Annotated in this window: 13 protein-coding genes; 5 read left to right on the top strand and 8 right to left on the bottom strand. The window is 52.3% G+C overall.

Annotated features, from left to right (window positions below):
- Positions 1–2: 2 nt before the first annotated feature.
- Genes AC6I8L_RS21580 through AC6I8L_RS21570 form a run of 3 tightly spaced genes read right to left on the bottom strand, consistent with a single transcriptional unit; the run spans position 3 to position 1,576 of the window.
- The gene (locus AC6I8L_RS21580) at positions 3–659 is read right to left on the bottom strand and encodes a sugar dehydrogenase complex small subunit (RefSeq protein ID WP_058961081.1); all 657 of its coding nucleotides are present in this window, start codon (positions 657–659) and stop codon (positions 3–5) included.
- A 2-nt stretch (positions 660–661) separates the two neighbouring features.
- Complete coding sequence (locus AC6I8L_RS21575) at positions 662–1,138, bottom strand: GlcG/HbpS family heme-binding protein (protein WP_034829790.1); 477 nt, start codon at positions 1,136–1,138, stop codon at positions 662–664.
- Between the two features lie 39 nt (positions 1,139–1,177).
- The gene (locus tag AC6I8L_RS21570; RefSeq protein ID WP_058961083.1) at positions 1,178–1,576 is read right to left on the bottom strand and encodes a DoxX family protein; all 399 of its coding nucleotides are present in this window, start codon (positions 1,574–1,576) and stop codon (positions 1,178–1,180) included.
- 479 nt (positions 1,577–2,055) lie between these two features.
- Here AC6I8L_RS21570 and AC6I8L_RS21565 point away from each other — a divergent pair, with 479 nt between their 5' ends.
- The 3 genes from AC6I8L_RS21565 to AC6I8L_RS21555 all read left to right on the top strand — a co-directional run bounded on the left by AC6I8L_RS21565 (position 2,056) and on the right by AC6I8L_RS21555 (position 5,279).
- Positions 2,056–3,033, top strand: coding sequence for a hydroxyacid dehydrogenase (locus AC6I8L_RS21565; protein ID WP_498014718.1), 978 nt, complete (start codon positions 2,056–2,058; stop codon positions 3,031–3,033).
- A gap of 3 nt (positions 3,034–3,036) precedes the next feature.
- Positions 3,037–3,729 carry an RraA family protein gene (locus AC6I8L_RS21560; RefSeq protein ID WP_480344157.1) on the top strand — a complete coding sequence of 231 codons (693 nt, stop codon included), beginning with the start codon at positions 3,037–3,039 and terminating at the stop codon, positions 3,727–3,729.
- Between the two features lie 89 nt (positions 3,730–3,818).
- Entirely contained in the window at positions 3,819–5,279 is a 1,461-nt protein-coding gene (locus AC6I8L_RS21555; protein WP_058962358.1) for an MFS transporter, read from the top strand.
- An 81-nt stretch (positions 5,280–5,360) separates the two neighbouring features.
- Here the strand turns inward: AC6I8L_RS21555 and AC6I8L_RS21550 are convergent, their stop codons facing one another.
- A complete protein-coding gene (locus AC6I8L_RS21550) occupies positions 5,361–7,817 on the bottom strand; it encodes a membrane-bound PQQ-dependent dehydrogenase, glucose/quinate/shikimate family (protein ID WP_082678160.1) in 2,457 nt (818 codons plus the stop codon).
- Between the two features lie 742 nt (positions 7,818–8,559).
- Between AC6I8L_RS21550 and AC6I8L_RS21545 the strand changes: the two genes are divergently transcribed.
- Positions 8,560–9,666 (top strand): Fic family protein, encoded by a 1,107-nt coding sequence (locus tag AC6I8L_RS21545; protein WP_479401671.1) that lies wholly within the window; start codon positions 8,560–8,562, stop codon positions 9,664–9,666.
- A gap of 140 nt (positions 9,667–9,806) precedes the next feature.
- Here AC6I8L_RS21545 and AC6I8L_RS21540 read toward each other — a convergent pair whose 3' ends face one another.
- The 3 genes from AC6I8L_RS21540 to AC6I8L_RS21530 all read right to left on the bottom strand — a co-directional run bounded on the left by AC6I8L_RS21540 (position 9,807) and on the right by AC6I8L_RS21530 (position 11,607).
- Positions 9,807–10,181: a YebG family protein gene (locus AC6I8L_RS21540; protein WP_058962359.1), complete on the bottom strand. Its 375-nt coding sequence runs from the start codon at positions 10,179–10,181 to the stop codon at positions 9,807–9,809.
- A 74-nt stretch (positions 10,182–10,255) separates the two neighbouring features.
- Positions 10,256–11,050 (bottom strand): SIR2 family protein, encoded by a 795-nt coding sequence (locus AC6I8L_RS21535; protein ID WP_034829783.1) that lies wholly within the window; start codon positions 11,048–11,050, stop codon positions 10,256–10,258.
- Positions 11,047–11,607: a non-canonical purine NTP pyrophosphatase gene (locus AC6I8L_RS21530; protein ID WP_058962360.1), complete on the bottom strand. Its 561-nt coding sequence runs from the start codon at positions 11,605–11,607 to the stop codon at positions 11,047–11,049. The genes AC6I8L_RS21535 and AC6I8L_RS21530 overlap by 4 nt, the downstream gene beginning before the upstream one ends.
- Positions 11,608–12,019: 412 nt before the next feature.
- Between AC6I8L_RS21530 and AC6I8L_RS21525 the strand changes: the two genes are divergently transcribed.
- The gene (locus AC6I8L_RS21525) at positions 12,020–13,381 is read left to right on the top strand and encodes a putative bifunctional diguanylate cyclase/phosphodiesterase (RefSeq protein ID WP_058962361.1); all 1,362 of its coding nucleotides are present in this window, start codon (positions 12,020–12,022) and stop codon (positions 13,379–13,381) included.
- Between the two features lie 45 nt (positions 13,382–13,426).
- Here the strand turns inward: AC6I8L_RS21525 and AC6I8L_RS21520 are convergent, their stop codons facing one another.
- Positions 13,427–13,855, bottom strand: coding sequence for a hypothetical protein (locus AC6I8L_RS21520; RefSeq protein WP_058962362.1), 429 nt, complete (start codon positions 13,853–13,855; stop codon positions 13,427–13,429).
- Positions 13,856–14,128 lie beyond the last annotated feature (273 nt).

The raw sequence follows: 14,128 nt of genomic DNA, 5'->3' as shown, positions 1-14,128 counted from the left end.
TGTTATAGGGTATTGTGCTGCGCCAGCATCGCCTCGGCTTCCACGAGGGTTTTGGCTTTGCCCTGCACCATCAGTAACCAGGGTGCATCAGGCTGTTTAATCTGCTTTGCGGCGAGGGGCGATTGATCGCCCCATTCGCGGATCAAGGTGGACATCGGTGGCGCTGTGACGCCCGGAGGCACTTCGGCCCAATAATCTCCGCCCGCTCTGGCATAACTTGGGCGAATGGTGTGATCACGCGTGGGCTCATACATCAGCGCCGACAGGAAGGTCACGAAGTGCGCGTCATCCACCGCTTTGGTCGTAGACGGATGACCGGTATAGCCGAGATACCACGGCGAGATAATTGTCAGCGCGGTTTTCACATCCGCGTCATCCAGCTGCGCGACGATCTGCTCACGATCTTCGCTGTGCAGCGCGTTGAGACGCGTCATCAGGCGCGCTAGCTGAGCCGGAAACCCTGCATCCTGTTCACACAGCAGCGTCCATAACCGTTCAGAGATGCCGATATCGAGGCCACGGCGTCCGGTTAACAGTTCACTGGCACGCAAGAGCAGCGCTTGTGAGGCATCAGCAGGTGCGGCCAACAGCGGTTGCAACGGGATAGAAACGATGACCGGTGTGGCCATCATCAGTTGTAAAAAACGTCTTCTTTCCATGGCTAACCTGCTTTCAACGCCGACAGCGCGCCCTGCGCCGCTTCCGCATCCACGTTGCCATCTGGCGTGCTGACACCAATGGCACCCACTACCACACCGTTCACTTTCACTGGCTCACCGCCTGGCAGCGGCACCACCACCGGGTTACCCAGCATGCCGACATTACCGGCAGCGATTTTCTGCTGGAAGCTGGACGTTGGCACGCCAAAGGCGGCGGCCGAGTGCGCTTTCTTCGGCGCGAGTTCGCTGTTGGCCAGCGTGGCACCATCCAGACGCTCATAAGCGATCAGCTGACCAAAAGGATCGACCACCGCAATCGCGCCGCCGATGTGATGACTGCCAATAATCTGCTCAGCTTTCTCCACCAGCTGCTGCGCCTGGTGATGGGTTAATACGGCGACCTGGTTAACGGGTTCGGCGGCCTGGCTCGCGGCACAGAAAAGTCCACCGCACAGCAGCACTGTCGGGAGTTTTTTCATGGGTTTTATCCTGAATAATTAAAGGTTTAGGTGAAAATCTTAATGACGTGCTAGACGTTGCTGAATCAGATGATCGAGGCTCCATTTACCGCCGCCGTTCAGACACAGCATCAGGAAACCGGCAGCGCAGGAGATATTTTTTAACCACACCATCAGGTGTGCGTGGCTGTATCCCTGATAGAACAGGAATCCGGCCAGAACCGAGAACACCGCCATAAAAATGGCTGTGAACCGTGTCAGAAAACCAAAGGCAATGGCCAGACCGCCCCCCACTTCCAGCAGGATCACCAGCGGCAGGAAAAAGGCCGGAACACCGTTGTTCGCCATGGTTTGCAGGTTGTCTGCGTAGTGGGTGATTTTGTCGAGACCGGAAGCGAAGAACAGACCCACCGCCATGACGCGGCCGAGCACAGCGAAGAGATCTTTTGAGTGAGACATGATGTAAGCGTTCTATTATGTAGTTGTTAATGAACCAAACGGTACACTCTATAACTTTAGTTACATTTATCATTTCGTGCGGCTAAAAAACGCGCAATGCATGAGTTGTGCAACTTTGCGGCGCACTTTGCTCAAAACAACGACGATAAAATAACTGAGGGGTGTCAGGGTACCGAGGGAGGTTTTTGAAGTAGATCACACTATTTGTTCGGTCTTTAGCCTGCTGATATACGGCCGCTGCGCTCCGCTAACTCTGCGTTTTTAACGATTTTTTAGGTAAAAATCCTAAAGCGTATAGCAGAACACAATCCCAGCAACATGCGATCTGTTTGTTAACAAAATTCCAACATTATGGCGTGTGACGATTCAGCTTCCGTCTCAGGTCATTATTCCTGTCAGGAATGAATTAATAACCTTCGCAGAATATTTTTTATCGGTTGTCGATGCCAGGATGACGTAAACCCTATCGGAGAACCGACATGACTTATCGCTTTCTCGTGACCACTACCAGCCTCGGCCAGGGCGGCCGTGAACTGCTCGCTGAAGCAGGCTGTGTGGTCGATTATCTGGATGACGCCAATGACGTTGCGGAAGTTGAACAGCGTATGAGCAGCGTGGCGTATGACGCGGTGATCTCGCGCACCGTTGAATTGAACGCGAAAGCCATCAACGCTTGTCCAACGCTGAAAATCATCTGCAAACACGGCGTGGGCGTCACCAATATTGATGTGGTTGCCGCTACCGAACGTGGCATTCCGGTGCTGACCACGCCCGCCACCAATGCGCAATCTGTTGCCGAACTGACGCTGGCGCTGATGCTGAACTGCGCGCGCCGTCTGCCCTATTTTCAGCAGGAAGTCGCCGCCGGGCGCTGGACCCGCAGCGGTGATGGCGAAGAACTACAGGGCAAAACCCTGGGTCTGATCGGCTTTGGCGAAATCGGCCGCCGCGTGGCGCGCTTCGCGAGTGTGATTGGGATGCAAGTCGCATTTTTCGATCCCGCTGCTCCGGCTGATGGTGACTTTGAAGGGGCGCAACGCTGTGATTCACTCGACGATTTACTGCCACTGGCAAATATGCTGAGTCTGCACTGTCCGGTCACGCCCAAAACCCGTTTGATGATCAACGCGCAACGCCTGGCACAGTTGCCTGCTCAAGCCACGCTGATCAACACCGCACGCGGTGAATTGATTGATGAAGAGGCGCTGGCTGCCGCATTACAAAGCGGGCAACTGCGTGCCGCAGCGCTGGACACGGTGACCCTTGAGCCGCTGGCTGCCGATCATCCCTTCCGCGCGCTCAGCAACCTGATCGTGACTCCGCATATTGGCGGTTCCACCCCGCAGGCATTGGATGCCGTTGCACAGAGCGCAGCACGTCAGTGTCTGGCTTTTCTTGATAACCAACAGATCAACCCATCCGCCTGCGTTAATCCGCAGGTGTTAAACCGGAGTTAACTTATGACCATCCACAAAGACTGGCCGATTGGCTATTTCATCGGTGAGCGCGGCGCACAGATTGATGCGGGCGTGATTGATGCCTTCCGTGCCTTGCCGGTGCCGAACATTGGCGACTCCATGGGGCGCAGTGTTGGTGCACTTGGCTTACAGGCGTATCACAACGATGCCAACCTGATGCTGTGCGGCCCGGCGATCACCGTGAAAGTACGTCCTGGCGATAACCTGATGATCCATAAGGCCATCGAAATGGCGCAACCGGGCGATGTGATTGTGGTCGATGGCTCGGGCGATCTGACTCAGGCGCTGATCGGTGGCTTGATGCGCACCTCTGCCGTCACCAAAAAGATTGCCGGTTTCGTGATTGATGGCGCCGTGCGCGACCTGAATGAATGGGCAGAAGGCGGTATTGCCTGCTGGGCTCGGGGTAACACTCTGCGCGGCCCTTCCAAAGAAGGCCCTGGTGAAGTGAACACCACGGTGCACTGTGCAGGACTGGTGGTGTCACCCGGCGATTTGATCGTGGCCGATGCCGACGGTGTGATTGCGATCCCGCAGGATGAGCTGAGTGTGCTGCTGCCTCGCGTACAGCAACATGCACAGCGTGAGGAGAAGATCCGCGCCAGCAACGTGGCAGGCAACAACGACCCTGAGCGCTTCAACGCGATTCTGCGTGCGAAAGGCTGCCCGGTTTAACGTTAAATCCCTGAATCACCTGTGTTATCGGGCATGGCCATCCGGCCAGCCCTTAGCAAACCATTATAAAAACAACGGAGTACCCTACCGTGCTGAAAAAAATTTCGCTGAGCGAGTCGATCCCTCCGCCGATGACCTGGCGTGACAACTTCACACCAGAAGAAGGCAAAGCATTTGGTGCGCAACTCTCTGCGCGTCTGGAACGCTTACCTGCCGCCCGCCCGCTGTGGCTGATTATTTTTGCGCTGGCATTGGGTGGTTGGTTTGAAGTGTATGACGTGTTCCTGACCGCCTATATCGGTCCCGGTATGGTGCGTGAGGGGATTTTTTCCCACGGCAGCCATAACTTTTTTGATCCCCATAGCCTGGGGGCGTTTGTCGCGGCGATGTTCCTCGGGGTTTTCCTCGGCACCTTGTTGATTGCCAATCTGGCCGACCGCATCGGGCGCAAAAAGGTGTTTATTATCTCATTACTGGTTTACGCGATCGCCAGTGGCATTATGGCGTTTCAGCACCATCCGTTTTCCATTGTGTTCTGGCGCATTGTGTCGGGGATTGGCGTTGGTGCTGAACTGGTCACTATTGATGCCTATGTCTCCGAATTCATCCCGGCGCGTCTGCGCGGCAGATCTTATGCCTTCGTGCAGGCCATCCAGTACACCTCGATTCCGACCATCGCTTTCCTCTCATGGCAGCTGGTCCCCCAGGAAATTCTCGGCCTGAGCGGCTGGCGTTGGGTGGTGTTGTTTGGCTGTATCGGCGCGGTGCTGGTGTGGATCCTGCGCATGGGATTACCCGAAAGCCCGCGCTGGCTGGTTGAGCAAGGCCGTTACAAAGAAGCGGAAGACGTGGTACGCAGACTCGAAGCGCGCGTGGCTAAATCCACTGGCGCGGCGCTGCCTGCCATTGATAACCATTTGTTGCAGCCCATTGAATCTAAACCTGTAGTGAAAAATGAGATGTGGCGTCCGCCTTATCGTCGTCGCACTATCATGCTGCTGGTGTTCAACTTCTTTCAGTCGATTGGCTATTACGGTTTTGCCAGCTGGATCCCGACACTGCTGGCAGCAAAAGGTGTGACCTTTACCCACAGCTTGCTCTATTCCTTCCTGATCGCTTTTGCCAGCCCGTTGGGGCCGCTGCTGGCAATGACCTTTGCCGATCGCATTGAGCGTAAGTGGCTGGTGAGTGGATCCGCGCTGGCCATTGCCCTCGTCGGCACGGTGTTTTCCTGGCAGTCGCAACCGGTGATGCTGGTGACGTTGGGACTGCTGCTGTCGCTGGCCAGCACCTGTATGACCTTCTCCTACCGAGCCTATCAGGCGGAACTGTTCCCGACGCGTTTCCGCGCTAAAGCGATTGGATTGGTCTATTCGGTGAGCCGTATCAGCGGCATGTTGTCAGGCTTTACCATTGCCTGGGTACTGAGTGAGATGGGTGTCAGTTCAGTGTTTGCCGTGATTTCCGGCGCGATGGCGATTGTGGTGTTTACCATTGGTGTATTTGGTCCACGCACGCTGAATCGTCGCCTGGAAGAGGTGAACCCCTGAGGGCGTGATGACCAAAGGGATGTGATGACAATGTGTTTATGGCGGGATTAGGCCGCAGCCTAATCCCGTTTTGAATGGTGGTTATTTCTGTTCAGGCAGCGCGTATGCCAGCACATAATCGCCCACCGGCGTCTCCATAAAGTGATGCCCTGCTGCGACAATCACCAGATACTCGCGCCCATTTTGCGTGTAGATCATCGGGTTGGCCTGGCCCCCTGCAGGCAGTTCCGTGCTCCACACTTCCTTACCGGTTTTCATGTCGATGGCGCGAATTAAGTCATCGGTGGCCGCCGCGACAAAGATTAGCCCGCTGGATGTCACCACGGAACCGCCATTATTCGGCGTACCAATGTTAATCGGCAATCCGGTTGGCAGACCAAATGGGCCATTGCGACGTGCAGTGCCCAGTGGACGATCCCAGATAGTGCGGCCATCACGCAGGTCAATGGCGCGGATGCCACCATATGGCGGCTCTTTACACAGCATGCCGGTGTACGGCAAGCGCCAACCCGCATTCACGTTCACCGCGTAAGGCACGCCGATTTGTGGATCGCCTGCCCCTTCCGCATGACCGGTATCGTGTGGGTTATACGGGACTTCATCGCGGGGTTTCCAACCCATCGCATCGGCTTTCGCACGCGGCACCAGAATGTTGTAGTTCGGCATATCGTTGTAGTTTGCAATGATGATGCCGCGAGTCGGATCCACTGCCACACTGCCCCAGTCAGAACCGCCGTTATAACCCGGATACTCAATCGAATGACGATCGGCTTCCGGTGGTGTGTACTGCCCTTTATAACTGGCTTGCTGGAACTGAATGCGACACACCAACTGATCCACCGGTGTTAAGCCCCACATATCCTGCGGCGTAAGATCCGGTTTGCTCAGATGATGGAATAGCGAATAAGGCTGGGTAGGCGAACGCTGATCCGGCTCGACGCCGCCACCGGGCACTGGTCGCTCCTCAACGCCAAATAGCGATTTACCGGTACGGCGATCCAGCACATAAATTTCGCCCTGTTTGGTCGGCATGATAATTGCCGGTGTCTTACCGCCGTTTTTATCCGGATAATCCACCAGCGTGGGCTGAGAACCGGGATCGTAATCCCACACATCTTTGTGTGCTGTCTGGAAAGTCCAGGCCGGTAAGCCGGTATCGATATTTAATGCCGTCAGTGAGACCGAATACTTGTTTTCGGCAGGCGAGCGCGTACCGCTCCAATAGTCACCGGAGGAGTTCCCGACCGGCAGATACACTAATCCTAACTTGTCATCACCGGTGAACGAGGTCCAGACATCCGGTGAACCGCGTTTATAGGCATTAGGTCCTTTCTTCGGTGTCGCCGTATCCGGGTCGGCAGCATCCCATGCCCATTTCAGCGCGCCCGTGCGCACATCATAGGCTTTGATGACGCCCGGCGGGCCAAATGCGCGCTGTCCATCGATCGTCTGATGTCCCACTACCAACGTGTCACGTATCACCACCGGCGCGGAGTTAATGGCCACATAGCCGTCATAGGTTTCCCCCATATCTTCCGCGAGATTGACCGTGCCCTGATTGCCGAAACTGCGGCACACTTCACCAGTTTTAGCGTTCAACTCAATGATGCGGGCATCCAGCGTACCGAGAATGATGCGCTGCTGGCAGTCACTGTTATCACTGTTCGGTGCAACAGCCGCTTCCTGTCCAGTGGTTGCATGGCTGTTGGTCTGGCTGTCATACCAGGTTAACCCTCGACAGGCGGCGGTGTACGGAATAGATTTGTCGCTGACCTTCGGATCAAAGTGCCACTTCTCTTTGCCGGTAGCGGCATCCAGCGCGAACACCATATTGCGTGCGGTACAGGTATAGAGCGTATCGCCCACTTTGATTGGGGTGTTTTCACCGCCCCAACGCGCTTTGGGTAAATCGCCGGTGCGGAATTGCCAGGCCAGCTTGAGGTCTTTTACGTTATCCGGGGTAATCTGGCTGGCATTGGCGAAACGCTGCGACGCCAGAGAACCGCCGTAGGTATACCAGTCACCATTGTCTGGCGTGGAGGCTTTCCCATTACCGGTATCCGCCATGAAGTTGGCCGAACCCGCAGCGGGTACATCGGTGGCCGGCGTTTCATTAAGTGGCGCAAAGGGCAGCGCAGCGGCGACCACAAAGGCGACAATCAGCACCGCCGCCAGCGCGCGTGAAGCACCCCGACTGACGCGCGGTGCCAGATTGGGCAACTGAAAGGCAAACACAATGCCAAGAATCAGCATTAGCGCAAAGCGCGGAACCCAGCGCCAGTAATCCAGCCCCGATTCCTGGATGGTCCAGATCAGCGTACCGACAAACACCAGCGCGAACCAGCCTGCACCGCTGGTGCGCTTCATGAATATCAGTACAGCAGAGATGATCAGCCCTATACCCGCCAGCACGTAGTACCAGTTTCCGCCTACGGCCACCAGCCAGCCCCCGCCTGCGGCCAGAATAATCCCCAACAACAGCAGAATAAGAGCAAATAGTTTATTCCAGAACGAAAGTCTGGGTATTGGGTTTGCGATGTTCAAAATAATGTCCTTTGCCATAAACGATTGCAGGATTGTGTATTTTTTAAACTTCGCGATTAACTCTAGAATATCTGGAGGGTTATGCCGGGATATTTGGCAAATATGTTCAATAAGCGGCACTTTTTATCCGCTTAAATTCCTTATAATTTCTGTGATAAATAGTTTGTTGAGGCGGGGGCAAACACCCATATCTAATCCCGATCAATTTTTGTCTGCGCATTTCCGCGACAAAATCCTGCTGTTTTTGATCTGGCGCAAGATCGCTATCTCACCATCCTGTCAGCTTATTCGTTACAGGGCGCATGACGCCAAATAACAAGAGGAATGCATCATGACAGGTAAATTAGGCTTAACAGGATTGCTATTGGTTTGGCTGGTGTATGTGGCGTGGATGGTGATCTACTACTCTGGAACATTTTCACTTTTCACCCATTGATCTGCTCTCCATCACTGCTATAGCGATAGTCACTTCATTTTCCCAGATGGCGGCGCTCAGGTCGCCATCTGGCACACAGACCCTTTCCTGGCTCACCTAAAATTTCAGCCTGAAATCGCCACCCATTTCGCCTTCTCATGCGGCTTACATTCGTTGGTGGGCTGAATGAACTGGCGTTTGAGCCAATTAGGCAGTATCATTCAACTCATTATGTGAGCCGAATAAAGCGGCTTTATGGCTCAGTAATTGAGCCTAATCACCAGACTGTTTGGCTCACTGGCAAAGGATATGAGGCAATATATGTGGATATGGCAGAAACCTGATTGGCCAAGTTTTCGCTGGCAAGAGGAAAAACTCCTGCCACGATTGCGCTATCTCCAGCAGCAGCGCGGCATTTTGCTGGGCCGCGCAAGCATATCCAATAACACCGATACGCAAACGTTGAATACTTTGCTCACCAACATCCTGTCTTCCTCCGCCATTGAAGATGAGCGTGTTAACGCCGAATCGGTCAGGTCTTCCCTTGCGCGGCGATTAGGTGTCTCGCTGGAGCAGCCCTATCCCGTTTCCGAACGATCTGAAGGACTGGCCACTATGATGATGGATGCCATCACTCAGCGCGATGAGCCTCTCACGTTTGAGCGGCTGTGTCTGTGGCATCAGTGGCTTTTCCCGGCGAGTGAATGGACGATTAAGCGTTTAAACGTAGGTGGTTTGCGAGGCGAGGAGCCGATGCAGGTGGTATCCGGGCGCATCGATCGCCCAACCGTGCATTTCGAAGCACCACCACGCGACGGGCTTGAACGGCAGCTTGATCAGTTTATTTGCTGGTTTAATCACAGCCATAACGAGGTTCAACTCGATCCACTGCTGCGCGCTGCCATCTGTCATCTGTGGTTTGTTACGCTGCATCCATTCGATGATGGCAACGGTCGTATTACGCGCGCGCTGACTGATTTGGCGCTGGCACAAGCAGACAGCCAAAGCATCCGTTTATATGCCATGTCGTCATCGATTCTGACCCGGCGCGCGGATTATTATCGGATTTTGCAAGAGACACAGCGTGGCGATTTGGACATCACGGCCTGGATGCTGTGGTTCCTCGATGTGCTCAATGACAGTCTGGAAGAGGCGCTGGCATCGGTCACGCGGATACAGAACAAAGCGAAATTCTGGCTGATTCACCACAATGCCCAATTGAACGCTGAGCAAAACCGCGTATTGAATCGCTTACTGGATGGTGGTGAACAAGGGTTTGAGGACGGTATCAGCGCCAGCCAATATCAAAAAGTGGCAAAGGTCAGTAAAGCCACGGCGACGCGTCATTTAACGGAATTGCTGGAGAAAGGTTGTCTGGAGAAACTACCGGGCGGTGGGCGTAGTACGCGTTATCAGATCAAGCTGTAGAGTTTAGTGAGGCAACAGGAGCGACCTTCTCGTCGCTCCCAGTTATCAGCTTTCAGCTCTCAGCTCTCAGCTCTCAGCTCTCAGCTCTCAGCTCTCAGCTCTCAGCTCTCAGCTCTCAGCTCTCAGCTCTCAGCAAAGTATCAGGCAGCTTTAACCGCGCGCACTTTCTTTTCGGGTTTACCGGTGTCTGCTTCTGCAGAGGCTTCAGATTCCGCAGAGATTTCAGATTCCGCAGAAGCCTCAGTCTCGACTTCGGCTGTCGCTTCTTCCTTTACCGCATCCGGTAATTTGCTGGTACGCAGGATATGCTGCACCGCATCCTTCTGTTCAGCCAGTAACATGCCTAACGCTTCAGCCTGTGCTTCACCCAGCTCAGGCTGATGCTGCTGCAGCCAGTCGGTGAAGGCGTCCGCCATATCGAGCATTTTGTCCCAGGCATCCGCGTCTTTTTTATTGGCAAACGTCATTTTTTCTTCACCCTTTCTGACAACAACATATTTGGTTTCGACTGCCATGATGCACCTCGGTTAACTGTATTTATATACAGTATATTCTAAGCAAACTTTTTTGAGCAAACGTTTTCTGCTCATTAAGCCAGTAATTCTTCCAGGAACGTCGCCAGCGCTTTGCGCGGATCGTCCTCTTCTGAAACGATCATTTCGATACCCCACTGCCCCAGCACCTCTTTGGCCACCGGATTATTGCGGTTGGTGAACAAGTAGGATTTGGGGCGCGCGGTAGCCAATCCGGTACGGCCCCACATCTTGGTCAGCCGGTAGAATAACAGACGAATGTTAAAGTCACTGATGCTGTACCCGACAAACAACACCGAGTTGCCCATCACGTCATGCGTCAGTTTGATATCCAGCGGCGAATCGAAATAGAGGCGCTCAAAGTAGCTGCTCTCATCCAGCACGATGGAAGTATCATCGTCAAAATCACCATGAAGTTTTATGATATGACGCTTGTCTTCGGTTAATGACACCAAATCTGCCGCATTCGCCACTTTGCTGTACGGCACATTGTGAGCTTCGTGCGCCATCTCCAGCCAGCGATCGTAATTGGTGGTGTAGATGCGTGAAAAGTTACCTTGGGTGATCATGGTGTGAATTTCAGAGCTGCGCACGTCAATATCCGGGCGATGCCATTCACGATCCATCCAGCTGCGTAATGGTCCGAGCGAACCTTTGCGTTGCTTGTAATACTCCGCCAGCGAAAGATGTGTGCCATAAGTATTAAAGATCTTCGGGTCGTAACCCAGTTCTTTGGCCAGATGCGCAATCAGCTCATGCCACTCCGGCAAACCCAGATTGCGTGAAATACCCGCACCCGCAAACAGGATCAGTTTGCCTGCATCGTAGGCGCGTTTGAGTTCCGGTTTCATGCCAGTCCCCGTGATGTTTTAAGAAAGGTGGCGAAGCGATCCAGTGCCAGGCGGCGCATGGATATTTCGTTTTTGAATTCACCCATTTCAGCGAAGGTCTGCGAATGGCCTTCTGGAATGAATACGCAGTCCCACTGAAACTCGCGCGGTCCGGCCGGCGCTGGTGCGATGGTGCCGCGCAGTTCACCCTCAAACTGGTACATTTTACGACCATCGCAATAGCCCAGCACGGTTTTGGCGGTCACGCTGGGGCTATCCAGACCGCTAACCAGTTTAGTGAAGCGTTCAGCGTTCAGTCGGCTCCAGAAAATGCGCGTCAATCCGGCAGGCAAACCATTCAACCCATCCAGATACAGGCCGGTGTGCTCAACAAACAGTGGACGCCCAATGATGGAAAAGGCTTTGGTGAGTTTGTCACGTACCAGTTCAACTTCATTTTCTGTTTGGATCTCTTCGATGCGGCGGGCGATGGGAATGACTTCGACGCCGACCGGCTCCAGGATGGTGCGCACTTCGGCAAGCTTTAGCTCATTGGCAGATAGAAAGCGTATTTTCATTGCAACCAGTCGTTTTAAAGTGGGTTTCACATTCGGGTCAGGCCAGGCTGAATACGTGTCCAGCGCTTGTTGTTTTTGCCTCTGGCACTGCAACTACCTTAAGGCACTGAGGTTTCATTCTAACGTGTGCACTTGCCATAGGGTAGGCGCAATCGCGGTAATCATAAAATGCGCTGCGAGCTTTCAACCTCTTTTAACGCGCCGTATGCAGGCGGAAATAATCGACTTAAGTCACCTCAATCGGCCAGTTTTACCCGGATAAATGCTCATTTCCTCTAACATAGGTCAAATCATAATGCAGCTTGAATGAGTGTAAATAACGTGAAAACAGTTATGACAGCCGTCACGCTTTTCCTTAATATACCTGACTGAAAACATTAAATAATTATGACTATAAAACTGAGAATAGCTAATGATCTCTTATTTCAGCTCAGGATTTTCAATCATTCGCAATCTGCCGTTTATTTTGAAAGGCGATAGCCTGGAAAAGAAACTGCGTTTAACCTTGTTGATCGCCGGGACATCCAGCATTGTGGCCGGGATCTACATGGTGTTGTTTAACGTTGTCAGGGATCACCATGACATTGCCTGGTTATATGCTGCCAGCACATTACTGGGCGGTTACATCACCAGTGCGGCCTTCTGCAGTGGCTTAAAACGCAACCTTTACATCATCGTGCATGCACTCTTATTCAGTATTATCCTGCTACTATTACTGGATAATTATCATTCAATTGTTAAGCGCTCGGAATACAATTATCTGATGGCTCTGACCATCGGTTCCGCGCTGGTGCTACGCCAGCAATCGAATTACCTCAGTAAAATTTTTCCTCTCATTTGCCTGGCGTTTTATCTGCTGTTTATCGCCACGGGATTAACCTGGCAAAGTGGGGCTTTCAGGCTGAGCATACCTGAGGAACCTGGTTTCTATATTGTTAACTGCAGTGTGTCGATTATCGCGCTACTGTTAACCGTGTTTACGTCACGCGGTGATTATTCGGAGACCGACCTGATTAAACGGGAGCTTTCCAACGCCATCGAAAAGAACCAACTGGAGCTGTACTATCAGCCACAGGTGGATACCAATAAAAAGTTGATAGGCTTCGAAGCCTTACTGCGCTGGAAGCATCCGGTTAAAGGTTTTATCTCGCCGGAGGTGTTTATTCCTGTGGCGGAGAAAAGTGGGCTGATTATTGAGATTGGCAAATGGGTGATGGAAAGAACCTTGCAGCAAATGTCTGACTGGGATCGCATGTATAATCTCAGCAATCTGAAGTTTTCGATCAATATCAGTCCACTGCAGTTGATGCATCGGGATTTTACCCAGGATACTTTGCTGACGCTCTCACATCACAAAATCAGTCCGGAAAGATTAAAGTTTGAAATAACTGAAACCACCTTTATTTACGATCAAAAAAGAATCAGCAGTGTCATTGAGCACTTCAGTCAATTAGGCATTAAATGGGCGATCGATGATTTTGGCGTAGGCTATTCATCGCTGAAATCGATCAGTGATTTCGCGATTGATGATATCAAGATCGATAAATCGCTTATCATGCATATTTTTGACAACGAATCTGCAGCGATAGTAGTGCACAAGACAATTGAACTGTCGCGTGAAATGGGATTAAACGTGCTGGCTGAAGGCATCGAAAGTGAAGAGTATTTCGACTACCTGCGCGACAAAGGCTGTAACTTGTTCCAGGGGTATCACTTTGCCCGTCCACTCCCAGCGGGAGAGGCTGCGCTTTGGATCCGTAAAGCCACAACGTAAGAGACTTTTGCCATGGCGGCGGCTGAGCCGCCATTGTGCTCAGGATTAAAATATCGCTTTGGCGATCGTTAACGCCAGTCCTAACGTGACGAGTTGCATTGAAACCATCCATTTGGTTTGTTTGTTCAGCGCCTGGTACAGATCGCCCCTGATCGCCAGTACATCCGCCTTGGTCGCGTAATTTTCCTTTATGGACGCAACATCGGCTTTCACTTCACGAACCTCGGACCGTAATTCTGCTATTTCTAATTTGACTTCAGCGATTTCAGTCCTGACTCCAGCCATATCCTGTTTAGTGGCGTAATTCGATGTAATAACGGCAACACCTGTAGCGATGATGGCAACCGTCTCTTCCAGTTTCCTGACCCTTGACTCCATGAAAACGCCCCCCAATCTCGGCCGCTTAATTTCTCTGTACTGTAGGGATTGCGCGTGGCAGATATTAAGTTGACCTCTTATATTTTCAACTAACATGTTAACCCCAATCTTTTATACGTTGATTGGGTAATGCAGGTTAAGCCAGACTCATTCAAAATCCTTTTTACTCTTTTTCAACCTCACATTCCCTCTGGAAACACCAATATGACACCTTACCGACAGGCTAAACAATACCGATCCTTGTAAGAGAAGATAAAAAACCATCTGAAGCGATTAATTAAATGCAAGGCGAGTTTATTTCACGGTCAAAAATCGAGATTTACCGTTTAATTCATGCCAAAAAAAATAAATAAAAGAATGAATAGGTTC

The sequence above is a fragment of the Type-E symbiont of Plautia stali genome, assembly GCF_059731115.1.
This window is presented reverse-complemented; position numbering and strand designations above follow the sequence as displayed.

Coding starts and splice junctions, on each gene's coding strand:
- AC6I8L_RS21580 (WP_058961081.1), bottom strand. CDS start 659: ATGGAAAGAAGACGTTTTTTACAACTGATGATGGCCACACCGGTCATC.
- AC6I8L_RS21575 (WP_034829790.1), bottom strand. CDS start 1,138: ATGAAAAAACTCCCGACAGTGCTGCTGTGCGGTGGACTTTTCTGTGCC.
- AC6I8L_RS21570 (WP_058961083.1), bottom strand. CDS start 1,576: ATGTCTCACTCAAAAGATCTCTTCGCTGTGCTCGGCCGCGTCATGGCG.
- AC6I8L_RS21565 (WP_498014718.1), top strand. CDS start 2,056: ATGACTTATCGCTTTCTCGTGACCACTACCAGCCTCGGCCAGGGCGGC.
- AC6I8L_RS21560 (WP_480344157.1), top strand. CDS start 3,037: ATGACCATCCACAAAGACTGGCCGATTGGCTATTTCATCGGTGAGCGC.
- AC6I8L_RS21545 (WP_479401671.1), top strand. CDS start 8,560: ATGTGGATATGGCAGAAACCTGATTGGCCAAGTTTTCGCTGGCAAGAG.
- AC6I8L_RS21540 (WP_058962359.1), bottom strand. CDS start 10,181: ATGGCAGTCGAAACCAAATATGTTGTTGTCAGAAAGGGTGAAGAAAAA.
- AC6I8L_RS21535 (WP_034829783.1), bottom strand. CDS start 11,050: ATGAAACCGGAACTCAAACGCGCCTACGATGCAGGCAAACTGATCCTG.
- AC6I8L_RS21530 (WP_058962360.1), bottom strand. CDS start 11,607: ATGAAAATACGCTTTCTATCTGCCAATGAGCTAAAGCTTGCCGAAGTG.
- AC6I8L_RS21525 (WP_058962361.1), top strand. CDS start 12,020: ATGATCTCTTATTTCAGCTCAGGATTTTCAATCATTCGCAATCTGCCG.
- AC6I8L_RS21520 (WP_058962362.1), bottom strand. CDS start 13,855: ATGTTAGTTGAAAATATAAGAGGTCAACTTAATATCTGCCACGCGCAA.